The sequence below is a fragment of the Diaphorobacter sp. J5-51 genome (assembly GCF_001023515.1).
GTDB classification, from domain to species: domain Bacteria; phylum Pseudomonadota; class Gammaproteobacteria; order Burkholderiales; family Burkholderiaceae_C; genus Diaphorobacter; species Diaphorobacter nitroreducens.
In genome coordinates this window covers 47359-65541 of the sequence record NZ_JSYI01000015.1, presented here as the reverse complement: position 1 = coordinate 65541, position 18183 = coordinate 47359, and the positions used below count along the sequence as shown (strand labels likewise).

Here is an 18183-nt window from a genome sequence, read left to right as displayed (position 1 = left end):
CTTTTTCTAGGAGCAAAGATGAACACCATCCATGTTGATGTGGTCAGTGCCGAAGAGTCCATCTTCTCCGGCGAGGCGCGCTTCGTCGCGCTGCCCGGCGAAGCGGGCGAATTGGGCATCTATCCGCGCCACACGCCACTCATCACCCGCATCAAGCCGGGTTCGGTGCGCATCGAATTGCCTGACGGCAATGAAGAGTTCGTTTTCGTGGCCGGTGGCATTCTGGAAGTGCAGCCCGACTGCGTGACCGTGCTGTCCGACACCGCCATCCGTGGCCATGACCTGGACGACCAGAAGGCGCAGGAAGCCAAGGCTGCGGCCGAGGAAGCCCTGAAGAACGCCAAGAGCGAGATCGATCTGGCGCGCGCCCAGGCCGAGCTGGCCGTGATGGCAGCGCAGATTGCCGCGCTGCGCAAGTTCCGCCAGAAGCGCTGATCGACTGGTCGCCTTCCATCGCAAAAGCCGCCTTCGGGCGGCTTTTGTCGTTATGGGTGGGCCCGCTATGGCGCTCGTCCATCGGCGCCGTCCGACGCCAGCCAGGCCCAACGCGACGCTAGCATGGGCCATGGTCAACCCTTTGGCAGAGACTGCGGCAGGCGACCTGGTGGTAGCGCGCCCCGAAGGGCTGTATTGTCCACCGGGTGGCTTTTACATCGACCCCTGGCGGCCGGTGGACCGGGCCGTCATCACCCATGGCCATGGCGACCACGCGCGGCGCGGACACGGACACTACCTGGCGCACGAGCACAGTGCGGGTGTCCTGCGCGGTCGGCTGGGGGCGGACATCGCCTTGCAGACGCTGGCTTACGGCGAACCCCTGCACCACAACGGCGTGCGTATCTCACTGCACCCTGCGGGCCATGTGCTGGGCTCGGCCCAGGTGCGGCTGGAGCACGGCGGTCGCGTATGGGTGGCCTCGGGGGATTACAAGCTGGAGGCCGACGGCACCTGCGCGCCGTTCGAGCCCGTGCGCTGCGACACGTTCATCACCGAATCCACCTTCGGCCTGCCCATCTACCGTTGGCCCGCCCAGGCCGTCCTGCAAGCCCAGGTCAACCACTGGTGGCGTTCCAACGCGGCCCTGCGCCGCCCTTCGGTGCTGTTTTGCTACGCGTTCGGCAAGGCCCAGCGCATCCTGCATGGCGTAGATGCCAGCATTGGTCCGCTGCTCATGCATGGCGCGGTGGAGCCCCTCAATGCCGCTTACCGCGCCGCCGGCGTGCGCCTGCCGCCCACGCAGGGGGCCACCGACGCGTCACTGGACGCCGCGACGCGCGAGACCGCGCTGGTGCTGGCGCCGCCCTCGGCCCAAGGCAGTCCGTGGATGCGCCGCTTCCCACGCCACGCCGATGCTTTTGCCAGCGGCTGGATGCAGTTGCGCGGCACGCGTCGCCGCCGCGGGGTGGATCGTGGTTTTGTGCTCTCCGATCACGCAGACTGGCCGGGGCTGCAGCAGGCGATTGCCGCCACGGGGGCCGAGCGCGTGTTCGTCACCCATGGCAGCGTGGCCGTCATGGTGCGCTGGCTGCGCGAACAAGGGCTGGATGCCCAGGCTTTCGCCACCGAACACGGCGACGAGGACGAGGCCGCGCCGACCGACGCGCCAACTGCAGCGCCCACTGCATCGGAAGGCGACGCAGGCGACGCGGCCGGAGGCACCTCCTGATGCAAGCCTTTGCCGCGCTCTACCAGGCGCTGGATGCCAGCACGTCCAGCCTCGTCAAGCAGGCCGCGCTGCGCGACTATCTGCGGGGTGCGCCACCCGAGGATGCCGCCTGGGCCGTCTACTTCCTCGCGGGTGGCAAACCACGCCAACTCGTGCCCACCAAGCTGCTGCGCGCGGTGGCGCGCGAGGCGGCGGGGTTGCCGGAATGGCTGTTCGACGAAAGCTACGAGGCTGTGGGCGATCTGGCAGAGACCATCGCACTGCTGCTGCCCCCGCCCACGCAGGCGCACGCCCTGGGGCTGGCCGCATGGATGCGCGAACACCTCTTGCCGCTGCGCGGCCTGGCGCCCGACACCCAGGCTGAACGGCTGGGTGCGCAATGGGCGCGGCTGGCGCCCGAGGAGCGGCTGGTGTACTTCAAGCTCATCACGGGGGCCTTCCGCGTGGGCGTGTCGCGCTTGCAGGTCACGCAGGCGCTCGCGGCCGTGAGCGGCGTGGACGCCAAGCGCATCGCCCAGCGCCTCATGGGCTACACCCACGTGGGCGCGCAGCCCGGGGCGGCCGACTACCAGCGCCTCGTGGCGCCCCAGGGAGATGGTGCGGGCGCGCAGGCTGTGGAAGCCCAGGGCCATCCCTATCCCTTCTTTCTGGCGCACCCGCTGCAGCTGCCGGTGGCGCAGTTTGACGCCGCGCTCGGCCCGCCGGCGGACTGGATCGTGGAATGGAAGTGGGACGGCATCCGCGCCCAACTCGTGCGGCGCGCGGGCGCCACTTGGCTGTGGTCGCGCGGGGAGGAGCTGGTGACCGATCGCTTCCCCGAGCTGCAGGCGCTGGGCGACGAAGCCCTGCCCGACGGCACGGTGCTCGACGGCGAGATCGTCGTCTGGCAGCCAGCGCGAGCGGCTGCGCCGGCGCAGCCGCGCCCGTTTGCCGACCTGCAAAAGCGCATCGGCCGCAAGTCGCTGGGCGCCAAGCTGCTGCGCGAGGTGCCCGTGGTGCTATTGGCCTACGATCTGCTGGAGGAACACGGCCAGGACCTGCGAGGCCTGCCGCTGCAGGCGCGGCGCGCGCGGCTGGACGCGCTGCTGGCGCGCGTCGACCACCCGGCGCTGGTGCCCAGCCCGGTGCTGCCGGGACAGAGCTGGGCCGAACTGGCCCGCCTGCGGGACAGCGCGCGTGCCCTGGGCGTGGAGGGCATGATGCTCAAAGGGCGCACGGCGCACTATGGTGTGGGCCGCACCCGGGACGTGGGTATCTGGTGGAAGTGGAAGATCGACCCGATGAGCGTGGACGCCGTGCTCATCTATGCGCAGCGCGGCCATGGGCGCCGCGCCAGCCTGTACAGCGACTACACGTTCGCCGTGTGGAGTGCGCCGCAGGGCACCCAGGGGCGCACTCTGGTGCCGTTTGCCAAGGCGTATTCGGGCCTCACCGATGCCGAGATGGCGCGGGTGGACGCCATCATCCGCAAGACCACGGTGGAGAGCTTCGGCCCGGTGCGCAGCGTGCGGCCCACGCTGGTGTTCGAGCTGGGCTTTGAGGGCATAGCGCGCAGCGCGCGGCACAAGAGCGGCATCGCCGTGCGCTTCCCGCGCATGCTGCGCTGGCGTGAAGACAAGCCGGTGGACGAGGCTGATTCGCTGGATACGCTGGCAGCGCTGTTGCCTGCTACGCCATGATCTGGTGCTATGAATACAAGAGCTGTTGGCGCTGGATGGACGGGCGCTGCAGGCGATTTTCCCTCGAAATGCCATGGCCCGCGCGGCGGCAATGCCTTGGCCGCGCGGTGCAACGGGGGGTGCCGTGACCGCCCCGCGCTTCCCCCTCGCAACCGGCTGGCTGGCCACGCGCGGCTGGGCGCCATTCGCCTTCCAGCGCCAGGTGTGGCGCGCCATCGCGCAGGGACGCTCGGGCCTGCTGCATGCCACCACGGGCGCCGGCAAGACTTATGCGGTGTGGCTCGGGGCGCTGCAGGCCTTTGCGGACTTGGAGTCAAAACGGCCTGTAGCGCCCGTCCATCCGGCGGTACACGCTATAAATAACGAAGCAGCACCGCAGACCGCACCACTCACCGTGGTGTGGATCACGCCCATGCGCGCGCTGGCCGCCGACACGCTGCGTGCGCTGGTGGCGCCGCTGCAGGCCCTGGCCGCACAGCATGCCGGCCTGGCGCGCTGGAGCCTGGGCGCACGCACGGGCGATACCGGCAGCGCCGAACGCAGCGCCCAGGCGCGGCGTCTGCCCACGGTGCTCGTCACCACCCCCGAAAGCCTGTCGCTGCTGCTGGCGCGCGCGGACTCGCGCGAGCAACTGGCCCGCGTGCGCCTGGTGGTGGCGGATGAATGGCACGAGCTGCTGGGCAACAAACGCGGCGTGCAGGTGCAGTTGGCGCTGGCGCGGCTCGCGGGCTGGAACCCGCGGCTCATGGTCTGGGGCATGTCGGCCACGCTGGGCAACCTGCCCGAGGCCATGCAGACGCTGCTGGGCCGGGAGGGCGGCACGCTGGTGCGCGGCCGCGTGGAAAAGCGCCTGGTGGTGGACACCCTGCTGCCCGAGCGGCCCGAGCGCTTCACCTGGGCCGGCCACCTGGGCCTGGCCATGCTGCCGGCGGTGGTGCGCGCGCTGGAGGAGTCGCCCGGCACCACGCTGGTGTTCGTCAACGTGCGCTCGCAGGCCGAGCAGTGGTACCAGGCGCTGCTGGACGCGCGGCCGGACTGGGCGGGGCAGATCGCCATCCACCACGGCTCGCTGGACCGCGGTGTGCGCGAATGGGTGGAGGCGGGGCTCAAGAGCGGCAGCCTGCGCGCCGTGGTCTGCACCAGCAGCCTGGACCTGGGCGTGGACTTCCTGCCGGTACAGCGCGTGCTGCAGATCGGCTCGGCCAAGGGCGTGGCGCGCCTGCTGCAGCGCGCCGGCCGCTCGGGCCACGCACCAGGGCGGCCCTCGCGCATCACGCTGGTGCCCACGCACAGCCTGGAGTTGGTGGAGGCCGCCGCCGCGCGCGCCGCGGTGCATGCCGGGCGGGTGGAAAAGCGCGTCTCGCCGCACCAGCCTGTCGACGTGCTGGTGCAGCACCTGGCCACGGTGGCGCTGGGCGGGGGCTTCGAGCCCGAGGCGCTGTATGCCGAGGTGCGCCGCACGGCCGCGTACCGCGCGCTGCCGCGCGGCGTGTGGCAGTGGTGCCTGGACTTCGTTGCGCGTGGCGGCAGCGCCCTGGCGGCCTACCCGGACTACTGCCGTGTCGTGCCGGACGAGAACGGTGTGTGGCGCCTGCCCGATGCGCGCCTGGCACGCCGCCACCGCGCCAACATCGGCACCATCGTGAGCGATGCCAGCATGCAGGTGCAGATTCTGCAGGGCGCTCGCCTGGGCGCGGTGGAAGAGGGCTTCATCGCGCGGCTGTCGCCGGGCGATTGCTTCGTGTTCGCCGGGCAGGTGCTGGAACTGGTGCGCACGCGCGAGATGACCGCCTTCGTGCGGCGCGCGCCGGGGCGCCAGCCCACGGTGCCGCGCTGGAACGGCTCGCGCATGCCGCTGTCCACCGTGCTGGCCGACTACGTGGTGCAACAGCTCGCGCAGGCGGGGCGGGGCCGCTACGCCAGCCCCGAGCTGCGCGCCGTGCGCCCGCTGCTGGAGGTGCAGCGCCGCTGGTCCGCCCTGCCCACGCCGGGCACGCTGCTGGCCGAAACGCTGCGCACGCGCGAGGGCTGGCACCTGTTCCTCTACCCGTTTGCCGGCCGGCATGCGCACATCGGGCTGGCCAGCCTGTTCGCCTGGCGTGCGGCCCAGGGGGTGCCGGGCACCTTCTCGATCGCCGTGAACGACTATGGATTGGAGCTGCTGTCCGCCACAGAACGCGACTGGCCGGCCTTGCTGCCCGACCTGCTGCGCACCGACGCCGCCGCGCCGCAGGCCGCCCGGCAGGCGCACGCTCTGGCGCCCGACGAGGCGCTGGCCATTCGCAACACTGCCAACGCCACGGCGCCCGAGTCGGTGCCGCAAGAGCGTGACGCGCGCGCAGCGTTGCTGCACGAGGTGCTGGCCAGCCTCAACGCCACCGAGATGGCGCGCCGGCGCTTTCGCGAGATTGCGCGCGTGGCGGGGCTCATCTTTCAAAGCCACCCGGGCGAGCAGCGCAGTGCGCGCCAGCTGCAGGCGTCTTCCCAGTTGTTCTTCGAGGTCTTTCGGCGTTATGACGCGGGCAACCTGCTGCTGCGCCAGGCCGACCAGGAAGTGCTGAGCCAGGAGCTGGACGTGGCACAGCTGCTGGCGACGCTCACACGCATGCAGGCGCAGCAGCTCATGGTGCAGCCTCTCGTGCGACCCGGGCCGCTGGCCTTTCCGCTGATGGTGGAGCGCTTTCGCGAGCAGCTCAGCAACGAGGCGCTGGCCGACCGCATCGCGCGCATGCTGGGCGACATGGAAGCCGCCGCCAGCGCGCGCAAACCCGTACCCGCCCCGCCGGTGCAGGACGTCGTGCCCCCTGACCCGCCGCGCCGCCGGCGCGCCGCCCCCCCGCGGCAGGAAGCATCGTCCGCCGTCACCGACGCACTGCGCGGCACGCTGGACTTTGCCGATGCCTCCGAGGGCACGGGCGCCGCGCGCGCAAACCTTCGCGCCCGTTGCCGCGCCTGTGACCCATGCATGCGCCTGATCCGCCCGCCGACCTGGCCGTGGACCTGGCCGGCACCACCGTGTGGCTGCTGCCCGAGCGCGCGCTGTGGTGGCCGGAGGGCGCCATGCTGTGCCTGGCCGACCTGCACCTGGGCAAGGCCGCCACCTTCCGCGCGCGCGGCCTGCCCGTGCCCGCGGGCACCACGCGGGGCAACCTGGCTCGGCTGGCGCAGTTGCTGGCGCGCCACTCCGGCGTGCAGCGCCTGGTGGTGCTCGGCGACTTCCTGCATGCGGCCGAGGCCCACGCGCCCGCGTTGCTGCGCGCGTTGGCCGCTTGGCGCGAGGACCATGCGGCACTGGAACTGGTGCTGGTGCGCGGCAACCACGACCGCCACGCGGGCGACCCGCCGGCGTGGCTGGGCGCGCGCATCGTGGAGGAGCCTTGGTCTCTGGGACCTTTCGCCTGCTGCCACCATCCACAGCACCGCGCGGGGCAGTGGGTGCTGGCCGGACACCTGCACCCCACGGCCGTGCTGTACGGCGGCGGGCGCGATGCGTTGCGCATGCCCTGTTTCGTGGCGGAGCCGGGACTGCTGGTGTTGCCGGCTTTTGGCGAGTTCACCGGCGGCCATGCCGTGCCCGCCGCGCCGGGGCGCCAGCGCTTCGCGGTGGGGGCGGGGCGCGTCTGGGCGCTGCCCTGAAGGAGTGATCGAAAAGGGAGTTCCGCCTCGCAAGGCGTGCTCTGGTACTCAGTCCACCGTGCCCGGGATGACGGGAGCGTCGGGCAGCTCGTTCGGCCGGTCCACGCCCTCGGTGGCCGGGAAGTGCTCCACGAGCAGCGCAGAGACCTCGCTCAGCGCCTGGGTCAGACCGTCCTCGTACCGGCCTTGGCGGAAGGCCTCGGCCATGTGCGACACCATGCTGCGCCATGTCGCCGGGGGCACGCGGCGCGCTAGAGCGCGGTCGGCCACGATCTCGATGGCATGCTCGGCCAGCATCAGGTAGATGAGCACGCCGTTGTTGTGTTCGGTGTCCCACACACGCAGCTTGCCGAACTGCGTGACCGCGCGCTCGCGCGCCGTGGCGCCGCGCCACAGGTACGACAGCGGCAGGCCGCCTTCCACGCAGATGCGGATCTGGCCGGTGTGGCGGCGCTCGCTGGCGGCCACGCGCTGGCCCAGGCGCTCCAGCACCTCGGGTGGCAGGGCCTGGTGCAGGCCGCCGTCGGACCAACGGTGCCGCAGCAGCCGCGTCAGGCGCGCCAGCACGCCGGAAGGTGGGGATGAAGAGGGTGTGACCATGGTGTTTCGCTCTGTGCTTGCCGCCCTACCAGTCGCCCGATGCACCGCCGCCGCCGAAATCTCCGCCGCCGCCCGAGCCGAATCCACCACCGCCTCCACCGCCCCAGCCACCGCCGTGACCGCCTCCCCAGCCGCCGCCGTGCCACACCACGGGGCCGCCGCGGCCCGCAAAGATCCAGGTGTAGAGCAGCGCCAGCAGCCCCGCGCCACCCGCCAGCAGCAGGCTGGAGGTGACGATGAAGGCCAGGAACCCAGCGCCGCCGCCCATCACCAGGCCGCCCAGGCGCTGGCCGAACAGCCGGCGCACCACGGGGCCCGCCACCATCACGCCGAAGAAGAGGAAGACGGCCAGGTCTGTCCAGTCAAAGCCCGCGGACGCGCCGCGGCCCTGCCCGTCGCCTTGCTGGCTGCTTTGCGGCGCGGGCAGGTTTTCGCCCGCGATGCGCGCGCCGATTTGCTGCACCGCGGCGTCCAGCCCGCCGGCAAAGTCGCCCTCGCGAAAGCGCGGCTTCATCGCGCCGTCGATGATGCGCGCGGCGGCGATGTCGGGTATGGCGCCTTCCAGCGCCTTGGCCACCTCGATGCGCATGCGCCGGTCGTCCTTGGCCACGACCACCAGCACGCCATCGCCCACGTCCTTGCGGCCGATCTTCCAGGCGTTGCCCACGCGGTTGGCGAAGGCGGCGATGTCCTCGGGCGCGGTGGTGGGCACCATCAGCACCACCACCTGCGAGCCGTGCTGCTGCTCGATGGCGGCCAGCCGCGCCTCCAGCCTCTGGCGCTGCGCGTCGTTCAGCGTGCCGGTCTGGTCGATCACGCGCGCCTGCAGCGCAGGCACCGCGCGCAGCGGCTGCGCGGTGGCGGGGAGGGCTCCGATAGCTACAAGAAATATAGCTATCAGCGCTTGAAGGGCAAGCGCTAGCGGCATATTTTGCTTACAACCCCGATGTCAGGGCTTGGAGGCGGGTGCGGGGCTGGAGAAATCCACCTGGGGCGGCGCAGAGATCTCGGCCTCGTTCGCCACCGTGAAGCTGGGCTTGGGTTCATAGCCGAACACCATGGCCGTGAGGTTGGTGGGGAAGCTGCGTGCGAGCACGTTGTACTCCTGCACGGTCTGGATGTAGCGGTTGCGTGCCACGGTGATGCGGTTCTCGGTGCCCTCCAGCGTCACGCGCAGGTCGCGGAAGGCCTGGTTGGCCTGCAGCTGCGGGTAACGCTCGGCCACCACCATCAGGCGCGACAGCGCGCTGGACAGCTCGCCCTGCGCCTGCTGGAACTTGTTGAACGCCTCGGGGTTGTTGAGGGTTTCGGGCGTCACCTGGATCGAGGTGGCCTTGGCGCGCGCCTCGATCACCTTGGTCAGCGTCTCCTGCTCGAACGCCGCCTCGCCCTTGACGGTGGCCACGATGTTGGGCACCAGGTCGGCGCGGCGCTGGTACTGGTTGAGCACTTCGCTCCACGCGGCCTTGGACTGCTCGTCCAGGCGCTGGAAGTCGTTGTAGCCGCAGCCCGAGAGGGCCAGCACGGCGGAAAGCATGGCGATGAGTCGTTTCATGGTGAAGAGGCCTTTTCAATGCAGAAGAAAGACGGGCGGCACGGCGCCGCGCATGCCGATCATTGTGCATGCATCGGCCAGGCGCATGACAGGGCCATCGAACGGCACAATACGCGGCTGGGTTGCAACCACCGACACTTCGCCATGCCCCGAACCCCGCTGCGCGCGGCCGCCCTGGCCGGTTCCCCCGACGATCTGGAAGCCGCGTTCTACGACGCCCTGCAAGCCGGCGACGTGGAGCGCGTGATGGCCTGCTGGGCCGACGAGGACGACATCGTCTGCGTGCACCCCGGCGCCGCGCGCCACGTGGGGCCCGCCGCCATCCGCGCGGCGTTCGCCACCTTGCTGCAGCAGGGCGGCCTCAACGTGCATCCCGCGCAGGTGATGCGCGTGCAGGCCCTGGCGAGTGCCGTGCACAGCGTGCTGGAACATGTGCGTGTGATGCTGCCCGACGGTCCGCGCGAGGCCGTGGTACAGGCCACCAACGTCTACCACAAGACCCCGCAAGGCTGGCGCCTGGTGGCGCACCATGCCAGCGCCGCCGGCATGCACGAGGCCGAGGGCGCTGCGCCCGCCGGGCACCTGCTGCATTGATGCCAAGCCTTTGGTAGGCTGGTTTATGGATCAAATGGGCCTTTAGCACAATACCAGCAAGCGCTGCCAGCTATGAAATATGAAGCGCCTTGGTGGTTGCCCGGCGGCCATGCACAGACCATCTGGCCCGCGCTGTGGGCGCGGCGCACGCTGGGGCCGCCGCCGGCCTATGTGCGCGAGCGCTGGCTGGCGCCCGACGGCGACTTCGTGGACGTGGACTTCCTGTGGCCGTGTGCCGCGGCGGGCGCGGCCCCCGCGCCGCTGCTGGTGCTGTTCCATGGACTGGAAGGCTCGTCGCGCAGCCACTATGCGCAGGCCTTCGCCGGCGTGGCCCGCGAGCGCGGCTGGGGTTTTGCCGTGCCGCATTTTCGCGGCTGCAGCGGCGAGATCAACCGCGCGCCGCGCGCCTACCATTCGGGCGACCATGAAGAGATCGACTGGATCCTCCGGCGCCTGGCCGGGTTGCAGCGGACCGGCGGTGGGGCGCGGGCGCCGCTGCTGGCCGTGGGGGTGTCGCTGGGCGGCAATGCGCTGATGCGCTGGGCCGGCGAGCAGGGCGGCAGCGCGCTCGCCAGCGCGGACGCCATCGCCAGCGTGTGCGCTCCGCTGGACCTGGCGGCCGGCGGCCACGCCATCGGGCGGGGCTTCAACCGGCAGGTGTACACGCGCATGTTCCTGCGCACCATGGTGCCCAAGGCGCTGGCCAAGCTGGCGCAGTACCCCGGCCTGTTCGACCGGGCGGCCCTGCTGGCCGCGCGCGACCTGCACGCTTTTGACGACCTCTTCACCGCGCCGCTGCACGGCTTTCGCGATGCGGACGACTACTGGCGCCGCGCGTCGGCCAAGCCGCTGCTGCCTGCGGTGCGCGTGCCGGCGCTGCTGGTCAATGCGCGCAACGATCCCTTCGTGCCCGGCGCCAGCCTGCCGTGCGACGGTGAGGTGGCGCCCGCGGTCACGCTCTGGCAGCCGGCGCATGGCGGCCACGTCGGCTTTGCGCAGGGCGGCTGGCCCGGCCATGTGCGTGCCCTGCCCGAAGCCGTGGCTGCCTGGCTGGCCGACCACGCGGCGCTGGGGTGAATGCCTGCGGGGGCGCGGACGAGGGCGCACAATCGCTGTCATGGATGACATCGTCAAGCAGGCCATCGCCAAATGGCCCAACGTGCCGGCCTGCTACGGCTGGCTGGGGCTGGATGCGCGCGGCCACTGGTACCTGCGCGATGACGCCGTGCAGTTACAGGGGGGCTTCGCCGTGGCGCGCGGAACGCGGCTGGAGCATGCCAAGCTGATCGAATTCATCCACCGCAACTATGAGGCGGATGGTGAAGGCCGCTGGTTCTTCCAGAACGGACCGCAGCGCGTCTATGTGGAACTGGAGGCCACACCGCTGATTTGGCGTCTGGGCGCCGACGGCGAGCCCGTGGCGCACACCGGCCGGCCGGCCGGTCGGGTGAATGAGTGCCTGGTGGACGAGGCCGGCCGCGTGTACCTGGCCTGCACCGCCGGCCTGGGCCTGGTGCACAGCCTGGATGTGGAGGCGTTGGCGCGCCAGATCGATCAGGGCCGCTGGACGCCACGCGAGGTGCTGGCGGCCGACCTGCCCGGTGCCTACGGCTTTGTGCCGAGCCCGCAGGCGGTTGCGGGCCCACTGCCGGCGTAACGCGCACTGCAGAAAACCCCCGGCCAGAAACCAACAAGCCGGCACGCGGCCGGCTTGTGACGAGGCGAAAAGGGCCTTAGTTGGAGGCAGGTGCGCTCGCAGCGGCCGCGCCGCCTTCGGCGCCGGGACGGTTGGGCTCCTCGAACTTGGCGCCGGCGGCATTGGCCATGTAGGCCACGCCGCGCGCGATCTCGGTGTCGTCGAAGTCGCCGCCACCCTGCGGTGCCATGGCGCCCTTGCCCTTGAGGGCCGATTGCACCAGGGCTTCGAAGCCCGTGGCAATGCGCGGCGCCCAGGCGGCGGCGTCGCCCAGCTTGGGCGCGCCCGCGGCGCCGGTGGCGTGACAGGCGGCACACTGCCCCTGGAAGACGGCTTCGCCTGTGCGCAGCGGGCGGTTGGCGTCGCGCACCTCGACGTTGCCGATCTTCTGGATGCGCTGGGCCACGGCCAGTTCGGGGTTGGCGGAGCCGGCCGCCGGCTTCTTGTCGGCCGTGACGAACAGCACCAGGCCGATGATGGCGAACACCGGGAGCACAAACGCAAAAATGACGGTGACCAGGAGTTGCTTGGGGTTCTTGATCGGTCCGGTATGCGCTTCGTCGTGGGTGTCGCTCATGGGATCCTCTGGTGATTCTGTTGTACTGGGGGCTGAAGGGAAAAGACTTTTCGATTATAGGAGCGCGCTCCACGCCCGCCCGTTGGGGAAAAAACGGGCAGGCGCGCGTCGTGACCTATGTCAGGAGCGTGGGGTCTCTTCGGCGGGAGCGGTCCAGCCGCCGCCCAGCACCTTGTAGAGCGTCACCTGGTTCTGCAGTTGCTGCAGGCGTGTCACCACCAGCGACTGCTGGGTGGCGAACAGCGAGCGCTGCGCATCCAGCAGGTCCAGGTAGCTGGCCACGCCGTTGCGATAGCGCAGGTCCGACAGCTCGAAGCGTTTGGCATCCGCCTGCGCCTGGGCACGCTGGGCGTCGACCTGCTCCTGCAGCGTGGCCTGGCCGGCCAGGGCGTCGGACACCTCGCGGAACGCGGTCTGGATGGACTTCTCGTACTGGGCCACGGCGATTTCGCGGCCCGCGCGCGCGGACTCCAACCCCGCCTGGTTGCGGCCGGCATCGAAGATCGGCAGGGCCAGTTGCGGCGCCAGAGAGAACGCCCACGAGCCGCTCTTGAACAGCCCCGACAGCTCATCGCTCACGGTGCCGAACTGGGCGGTGAGCGAGATGCGCGGGAAAAACGCCGCGCGCGCCGCGCCGATGTTGGCGTTGGCGCCGATCAACTGCTGCTCGGCCATGCGCACGTCCGGGCGGCGCACCAGCAGGTCGGAAGGCAGGCCCGCGGGCAGCGCCTGCATGGGCGTGGCGTCGGCCAGGCGCGAGGAGGGCAGGCTGGCACGGATGTCGTCGGGCAGCGGCTGGCCCAGTAGCAGGACCAGCGCGTTTTCATCGAGCATGCGCTGGCGCTGCTGCTGCGCATAGGTGGCGCGTGCGGCCTGGGCCAGGCTCTCGGCCTGGCGGTTGTCGAGCTCGGAGCTCACGCCGTTCTCCAGGCGCAGGCGTGTGAGCTTGACCGACTCATCGCGCGTTTCCAGCGTGCGACGCGAGATGTCGAGCAGCTCCTCGTCGGCCATCAGTGTGAGCCAGCCCGAGGCCACGGCCGCCACCAGGCTGATCTGCGCCGACTTGCGCGCCTCGTCCGTGGCCAGGTACTGGGCCAGGGCCTGCTCCTTGAGGGCCGCCACGCGCCCGAAGAAGTCGATCTCCCAGGCCGAGATGCCCAAACCCACCTGGAACTGATTGGCGTAGCTGCCCGTGGTCGCGCTGGGTTGGCGCGTGCCGCTGGCGATGGCGTTGACCGTGGGGAACTGGTTGGCGCGCTGGATCTGGAATTGCGCGCGCGCCTGCTCGACATTGAGCATGGCCACGCGCAGGTCGCGGTTGTTGCCCAGGGCCATGCCGATCAGCCGCTGCAGGCGGGGGTCGGTGAAGTATTCCTTCCAGTCGATGCTGGCGGCGCTCTGGGGGGCTGCAGCGCTGGCACTTGCCAGCGGGTAGGTTGGCGGCACTGGCGCCGCGGGCCGCTCGTAGTGCGGGATGAAGCTGCATCCGGCCAGCAGTACCGCTGCCGTCAGGGTGGACAGGGCACGCGCCGGGCGCGTGCTGTGCAGGTTGTGCTTGTGCATGGTGTCTTGCTCCGGCGGGGGGCTTCAGGCTTCTGTGCCGCTGCTGCTGTGCTGCTGGGCCAGTTTGGCGTCGTGATCGTGCTGTCGCTCGCTGCCCCGGAACAGGCTGCGCACCACCACAAAGAACACGGGCACGAAAACCACGGCGAGGACGGTACCGGTGATCATGCCGCCGACCACACCGGTGCCGATGGCGCGCTGGCTGGCCGAGCTCGCGCCGGAGGCCAGATACAGCGGCACGACGCCCAGCGTGAACGCCAGCGAGGTCATGACGATGGGGCGAAAGCGCAGGTGGGCGGCTTCCAGCGCGGCCTCGATGATGTTCTTGCCCTGGGCCTGCAGGTCCTTGGCAAATTCGACGATCAGGATGGCGTTCTTGGCCGACAGACCAATGATGGTCACCAGACCGATCTGGAAGTACACGTCGTTGGCCATGCCGCGCAGCAGCACGCCCAGCACCACGCCCAGCACGCCCAGCGGTACGACCAGCATCACCGAGAACGGAATGGACCAGCTCTCGTACAGCGCCGCCAGGCACAAAAACACCGCCAGCAGCGCGAACGCATACAGCACGAGGGCTTGCGAGCCGGCAAGTTTTTCCTCGCGGGACTGGCCGGTCCACTCAAAGCCAAAGCCTTCGGGTAGCTGGGAGGCAAGGCGCTCCATCTCTGCCATGGCGTCGCCCGTGCTGTAGCCCGGGGCGGCGTCACCGGCGATCTTCATCGACGGATAGCCGTTGTAGCGCACGGTCTGCATGGCGCCGGTGATCCAGCGCGTGGACGCAAACGTGGACAGGGGTAGCACCTGGCCCTTGTCGTTGAGGATAGGGATGTCGAGCACCGACTCGGGCTGCATGCGCGCAAACCCGTCGGCCTGCACCACTACCCGTTGCAGGCGGCCCTGGTTGGGGAAGTCGTTCACGTATGTGGAGCCCAGCGCCGTCGCCAGCGCGCTGGCGATGCGGTCGTAGGACACGCCCAGGGCGTTGGCCTTGTCGCGGTCGATGTCAATCTGCATCTGTGGCGCGTCCTCCATGCCGTCGGGGCGCACGGCGGCGAGCACCTTGCTTTGCGAGGCCATGCCCAGCAGCTGATTGCGTGCCGCCAGTAGCGCATCGTGACCCTTGCTGCCGCGGTCTTGCAGGCGGAAGGTGAAGCCGGACGCCGAGCCCAGTTCGGGGATGGGTGGCGGGCTGAGCGTGAAGATGAACGCATCGCGAAAGCCGCCCAGCGCGCCCATGGCGCGACCGGCCACGGCCTGCGCGGTCTGGTCGGGACCGGGGCGCTCGCTCCAGTCCTTGAGGGTGATGAAGGCCAGGCCGGCGTTTTGCCCCTGACCCGAGAACGAAAAGCCCGAAACGGTGACGATGTCGCGCACTTCAGGCTGTTTGAGCATGAACTCTTCCACCTTGGTCAATGCTGCACGGGTGCGCTCTTGCGAGGCGCCAGGGGGCAGTTGCACGTTGGAGATCAGAAAGCCCTGGTCTTCATTGGGCAGGAACGAGGTCGGCAGACGCATGTACACCACCGCCACCGCGCCCAGCAGCACGGCGTAGATGATCATCATGCGGCCGCTGCGGCGCACGAGCCTGGCCAGAAAGGACTCGTAGCTGTGCGTGGCGTGCTTGAAGGACCGGTTGAACCAGCCAAAGAAGCCTGTTTTGTCGTGGTGTCCCTCGGTCACGGGCTTGAGCAGGGTGGCGCACAGCGCGGGGGTGAGCGACAACGCCAGGAAGGCCGAAAATGCGATGGACGTGGCCATGGTGACCGCGAACTGGCGGTAAATGTTGCCCGTCGAGCCTGCAAAGAAGGCCAGCGGCACGAACACGGACACCAGCACCACGGTCATCCCGATCACGGCGCTGGAGATCTGGCCCATGGCCTTGCGCGTGGCTTGCAGCGGTGGCAGGCCTTCTTCAGCCATGATGCGCTCGACGTTTTCCACGACCACGATGGCGTCGTCCACCACGATGCCGATCACCAGCACCATGCCGAACATGGTCAGCACGTTGATCGAGAACCCCATGGCCAGCAGTGCGCCAAAGGTGCCCAGCAAGGCCACCGGCACCACGATGGTGGGGATGATGGTGTAACGGAAGTTCTGCAGGAACAGGAACATCACCAGAAACACCAGTCCGATCGCTTCAAGCAGGGTATAGACCACTTTTTCGATGGACACCGAGATGAAGGTGGAGGTGTCGTAGGGGATGGTGTAGGCCACGCCCTGCGGGAAGTACCTTTGAAGCTCGGCCAGCTTGGACTTGACGGCGTCGGCAGTGGCCAGCGCATTGGCGCTGGAGGTGAGCTGCACGCCCATGCCCACCGAGGGCGAGCCATTGAGCCGGCCGCTGAAGTTGTAGGTCTGCGCGCCCAGCTCGATACGCGCCACGTCTTTCAGGCGCACGGTGGAGCCGTCGGTGTTGGCGCGCAGGATGACGTTGCCAAACTCTTCGGGTGTGGACAGCTGGCCCTTCACGACAATGGTGGCCGATATGGTCTGGCCCGCTGGGCTGGGCAGCTCGCCCAGGTTGCCGGCGGACACCTGCACGTTTTGCGCGCGGATGGAGGCATTGACCTGATCCAGCGACAGGTTGAAACCCTTGAGCTTGGCCGGGTCGATCCAGATGCGCATGGCGCGCTCGGAGCCGAACTGCGTCACGCCGCCCACGCCAGGCAGGCGCTGGAGTTCGGGCACCACGTTGCGGGCAGCGTAGTCGTTGAGCGCGTCGATGTTTATGTCCGGGTTGTCGGACGTGAGGATGGAAAACAGCAGAAAGTTGGATCGCGATTTCTCGACGCGCACGCCTTGCTGGGTGACGGCCGCCGGCAGGCGCGGCGTGGCCCGCGACAGGCGGTTTTGCACATCCACCTGGGCCAGGTCGTCGTTGGTGCCGGGCTCGAAGCTCAGCACGATGGTGCCGGTGCCGTTGGCCTGGCTGGTGGTCTCCATGTAGGCCAGGCCGGTGGCGCCGTTCATCTCGCGCTCGATGACGGACAGCACGTTGTCTTCCAGTGTCTGCGCCGTTGCGCCGGGGTAGGCCACGGTCACCTGGATGGTGGGGGGAGCCACGGTGGGGTACTGTGCCACGGGCAGCTGGGTGATCGAGACAGCGCCGATCACCATGATGAAAATTGCGATCACCCACGCGAAGATGGGGCGCTCGATGAAGAACTTGGCCATGTGCCGCGCTCCTGGTTCTTATTGTTGGGCCGGCGTTGCGGCGGGCTGGCTGGCGGCGGACGCTGGCGCCGCTGGGGCCTTGGCGGCACCTTGCGGTTGCCACGGCACGGGTTGGACGACGATCGGGTCGCCCGGCTTGCCGCGGGGCAGCTTCTGGAAGCCGTCCACCATGACCTGTTCGCCCGACTTCAGGCCGTCGAGCACCACCCAGTTGGAACCCTGGGCCGGGCCGAGCTTGACCACGCGCGGTGTGACGTGGTTGTCGGGGCCCACCACCATCACCGTGTCGGCCTTGCCGGAGCGGGTGACGGCCTGCTGGGGCAGCAGGATGCCGTTGTCCACCTGGGCCTGTTCCAGACGCACGCGCACGTACAGGCCGGGCAGCAGGGCGCGCTCGGGGTTGGGGACTTCGGCACGCAGGGTCACCTGGCCGCTGGTGGCGTCCACGGTGAGGTCGGTGAACAGCAGGCGGCCGGTCTGCGGATACACGCTGCCGTCTTCCAGCACCACGCGCACGTTGGCCGCATTGGCACCGGACTGCTTGTACTTGCCGCTGGCCATGGCGGCCTTCAGTTTGAGGGCCTCCGAGGCGGACTGCGTGAAGTTGATATACAGCGGGTCGATCTGCTGGATCACCGCCAGTTCGGTGGGTGTGCCCTGGCCCACCAGCGCGCCTTCTGTGACGAGGGCGCGGCCAATGCGGCCCGAAATCGGAGCGGTGACCGTCGCATAGCCCAGGTTGATGCGCGACGTGGTCAGCGCGGCCTTGGCGGCGGCAACATTGGCTTCGGCGGTTTTCTGCGCGGCGACCGCATTGTCGTATTCCTGCTTGCTGATGGCGTTGACGGCCACCAGCGGGCGATAGCGCTCGGCCAGCGCACGGCTTTGCGCCAGGCTCGCCTCGGCCTGGGCGACGCTGGCTTCGGCCTGGGCCACACTGGCCTGGTAGGGCGCGCTGTCGATCAGGAACAGTTGCTGGCCGGCCTTCACATCGCTGCCTTCCCTGAAGAGGCGCTTTTGCAGAATGCCCGCGGCCCGAGCGCGCACTTCGGCAACGCGCGAGGCTTCCAGCCGGCCGGGCAATTCGGTGACCAGCCCGATGTCACCCGGCTGCACGGTGACCACGCCCACCTCCGGTGCGCGGGGTGATGCGCCCGCGGCGGGGGAGTCGCTTTTCTGGCCGCAGGCGCCGAGCGCGAGGGCCGTTGCCAGCGCAACCGCGAGGGCTGCGGGGACAGGGGTGCGCTGGAAGGGGCGGATAGCACGGGCTGTTGCGTTGTTCAGGCGAGGCATGGAAATCCTTTGACGGCGGTATGCGTTAGATGTTGTTTGAGACCGGCGGGTGATGCTGACACGGGTGAATGACAGACGCGCAAAGGGGAATGATTATACATACATCCATGAATGTATAATTACGTGGAAAGCGCGGCCGTTGCC

14 protein-coding genes and 1 pseudogene are annotated in these 18183 nt (G+C 69.5%); 8 read left to right on the top strand and 7 right to left on the bottom strand.

The genetic code is table 11. The features are described 5' to 3' along the window. Window positions 1-18: 18 nt before the first annotated feature. The 5 genes and pseudogenes from OX89_RS01935 to pdeM all read left to right on the top strand — a co-directional run bounded on the left by OX89_RS01935 (window position 19) and on the right by pdeM (window position 6981). Window positions 19-435, top strand: coding sequence for a F0F1 ATP synthase subunit epsilon (locus tag OX89_RS01935; protein ID WP_047349359.1), 417 nt, complete (start codon window positions 19-21; stop codon window positions 433-435). A 130-nt stretch (window positions 436-565) separates the two neighbouring features. After that, window positions 566-1666 (top strand): ligase-associated DNA damage response exonuclease, encoded by a 1101-nt coding sequence (locus tag OX89_RS01930; RefSeq protein ID WP_047349358.1) that lies wholly within the window; start codon window positions 566-568, stop codon window positions 1664-1666. Then, window positions 1666-3345, top strand: coding sequence for an ATP-dependent DNA ligase (locus tag OX89_RS01925; protein WP_047349357.1), 1680 nt, complete (start codon window positions 1666-1668; stop codon window positions 3343-3345). The genes OX89_RS01930 and OX89_RS01925 overlap by 1 nt, the downstream gene beginning before the upstream one ends. A gap of 91 nt (window positions 3346-3436) precedes the next feature. Next, window positions 3437-6303: pseudogene (locus OX89_RS01920) on the top strand (ligase-associated DNA damage response DEXH box helicase). 3 nt (window positions 6304-6306) lie between these two features. Continuing rightward, window positions 6307-6981, top strand: coding sequence for a ligase-associated DNA damage response endonuclease PdeM (gene pdeM / locus OX89_RS01915; RefSeq protein WP_047349356.1), 675 nt, complete (start codon window positions 6307-6309; stop codon window positions 6979-6981). A gap of 48 nt (window positions 6982-7029) precedes the next feature. Here the strand turns inward: pdeM and OX89_RS01910 are convergent, their stop codons facing one another. The 3 genes from OX89_RS01910 to OX89_RS01900 are packed head-to-tail and all read right to left on the bottom strand — an operon-like array spanning window position 7030 to window position 9136. Next, on the bottom strand, window positions 7030-7581 hold the full coding sequence (locus OX89_RS01910; protein WP_011803778.1) for a TPM domain-containing protein: 552 nt from the start codon (window positions 7579-7581) through the stop codon (window positions 7030-7032). 25 nt (window positions 7582-7606) lie between these two features. Further along, window positions 7607-8509, bottom strand: a complete 903-nt coding sequence (locus OX89_RS01905; protein ID WP_047349354.1) for a YgcG family protein — start codon at window positions 8507-8509, stop codon at window positions 7607-7609. A 21-nt stretch (window positions 8510-8530) separates the two neighbouring features. Further along, the gene (locus tag OX89_RS01900; protein ID WP_012655384.1) at window positions 8531-9136 is read right to left on the bottom strand and encodes a LemA family protein; all 606 of its coding nucleotides are present in this window, start codon (window positions 9134-9136) and stop codon (window positions 8531-8533) included. Between the two features lie 144 nt (window positions 9137-9280). On the opposite strand from OX89_RS01900, the gene OX89_RS01895 reads away from it, so the two are divergent. The 3 genes from OX89_RS01895 (at window position 9281) to OX89_RS01885 (ending at window position 11387) form a co-directional block, all read left to right on the top strand. Then, window positions 9281-9730 carry a nuclear transport factor 2 family protein gene (locus tag OX89_RS01895; RefSeq protein ID WP_011803781.1) on the top strand — a complete coding sequence of 150 codons (450 nt, stop codon included), beginning with the start codon at window positions 9281-9283 and terminating at the stop codon, window positions 9728-9730. A 72-nt stretch (window positions 9731-9802) separates the two neighbouring features. After that, on the top strand, window positions 9803-10807 hold the full coding sequence (locus tag OX89_RS01890) for a YheT family hydrolase (protein WP_047349353.1): 1005 nt from the start codon (window positions 9803-9805) through the stop codon (window positions 10805-10807). A gap of 40 nt (window positions 10808-10847) precedes the next feature. After that, complete coding sequence (locus tag OX89_RS01885; RefSeq protein WP_047349352.1) at window positions 10848-11387, top strand: DUF2946 family protein; 540 nt, start codon at window positions 10848-10850, stop codon at window positions 11385-11387. 76 nt (window positions 11388-11463) lie between these two features. Here the strand turns inward: OX89_RS01885 and OX89_RS01880 are convergent, their stop codons facing one another. The 4 genes from OX89_RS01880 to OX89_RS01865 all read right to left on the bottom strand — a co-directional run bounded on the left by OX89_RS01880 (window position 11464) and on the right by OX89_RS01865 (window position 18039). Then, complete coding sequence (locus OX89_RS01880) at window positions 11464-12003, bottom strand: cytochrome c5 family protein (RefSeq protein WP_012655387.1); 540 nt, start codon at window positions 12001-12003, stop codon at window positions 11464-11466. Between the two features lie 120 nt (window positions 12004-12123). After that, window positions 12124-13566, bottom strand: a complete 1443-nt coding sequence (locus tag OX89_RS01875) for an efflux transporter outer membrane subunit (RefSeq protein WP_047349351.1) — start codon at window positions 13564-13566, stop codon at window positions 12124-12126. A gap of 24 nt (window positions 13567-13590) precedes the next feature. Beyond that, window positions 13591-16746: an efflux RND transporter permease subunit gene (locus tag OX89_RS01870; protein WP_047349350.1), complete on the bottom strand. Its 3156-nt coding sequence runs from the start codon at window positions 16744-16746 to the stop codon at window positions 13591-13593. 18 nt (window positions 16747-16764) lie between these two features. Further along, entirely contained in the window at window positions 16765-18039 is a 1275-nt protein-coding gene (locus OX89_RS01865) for an efflux RND transporter periplasmic adaptor subunit (RefSeq protein WP_047349349.1), read from the bottom strand. Between the last annotated feature and the right edge of the window lie 144 nt (window positions 18040-18183).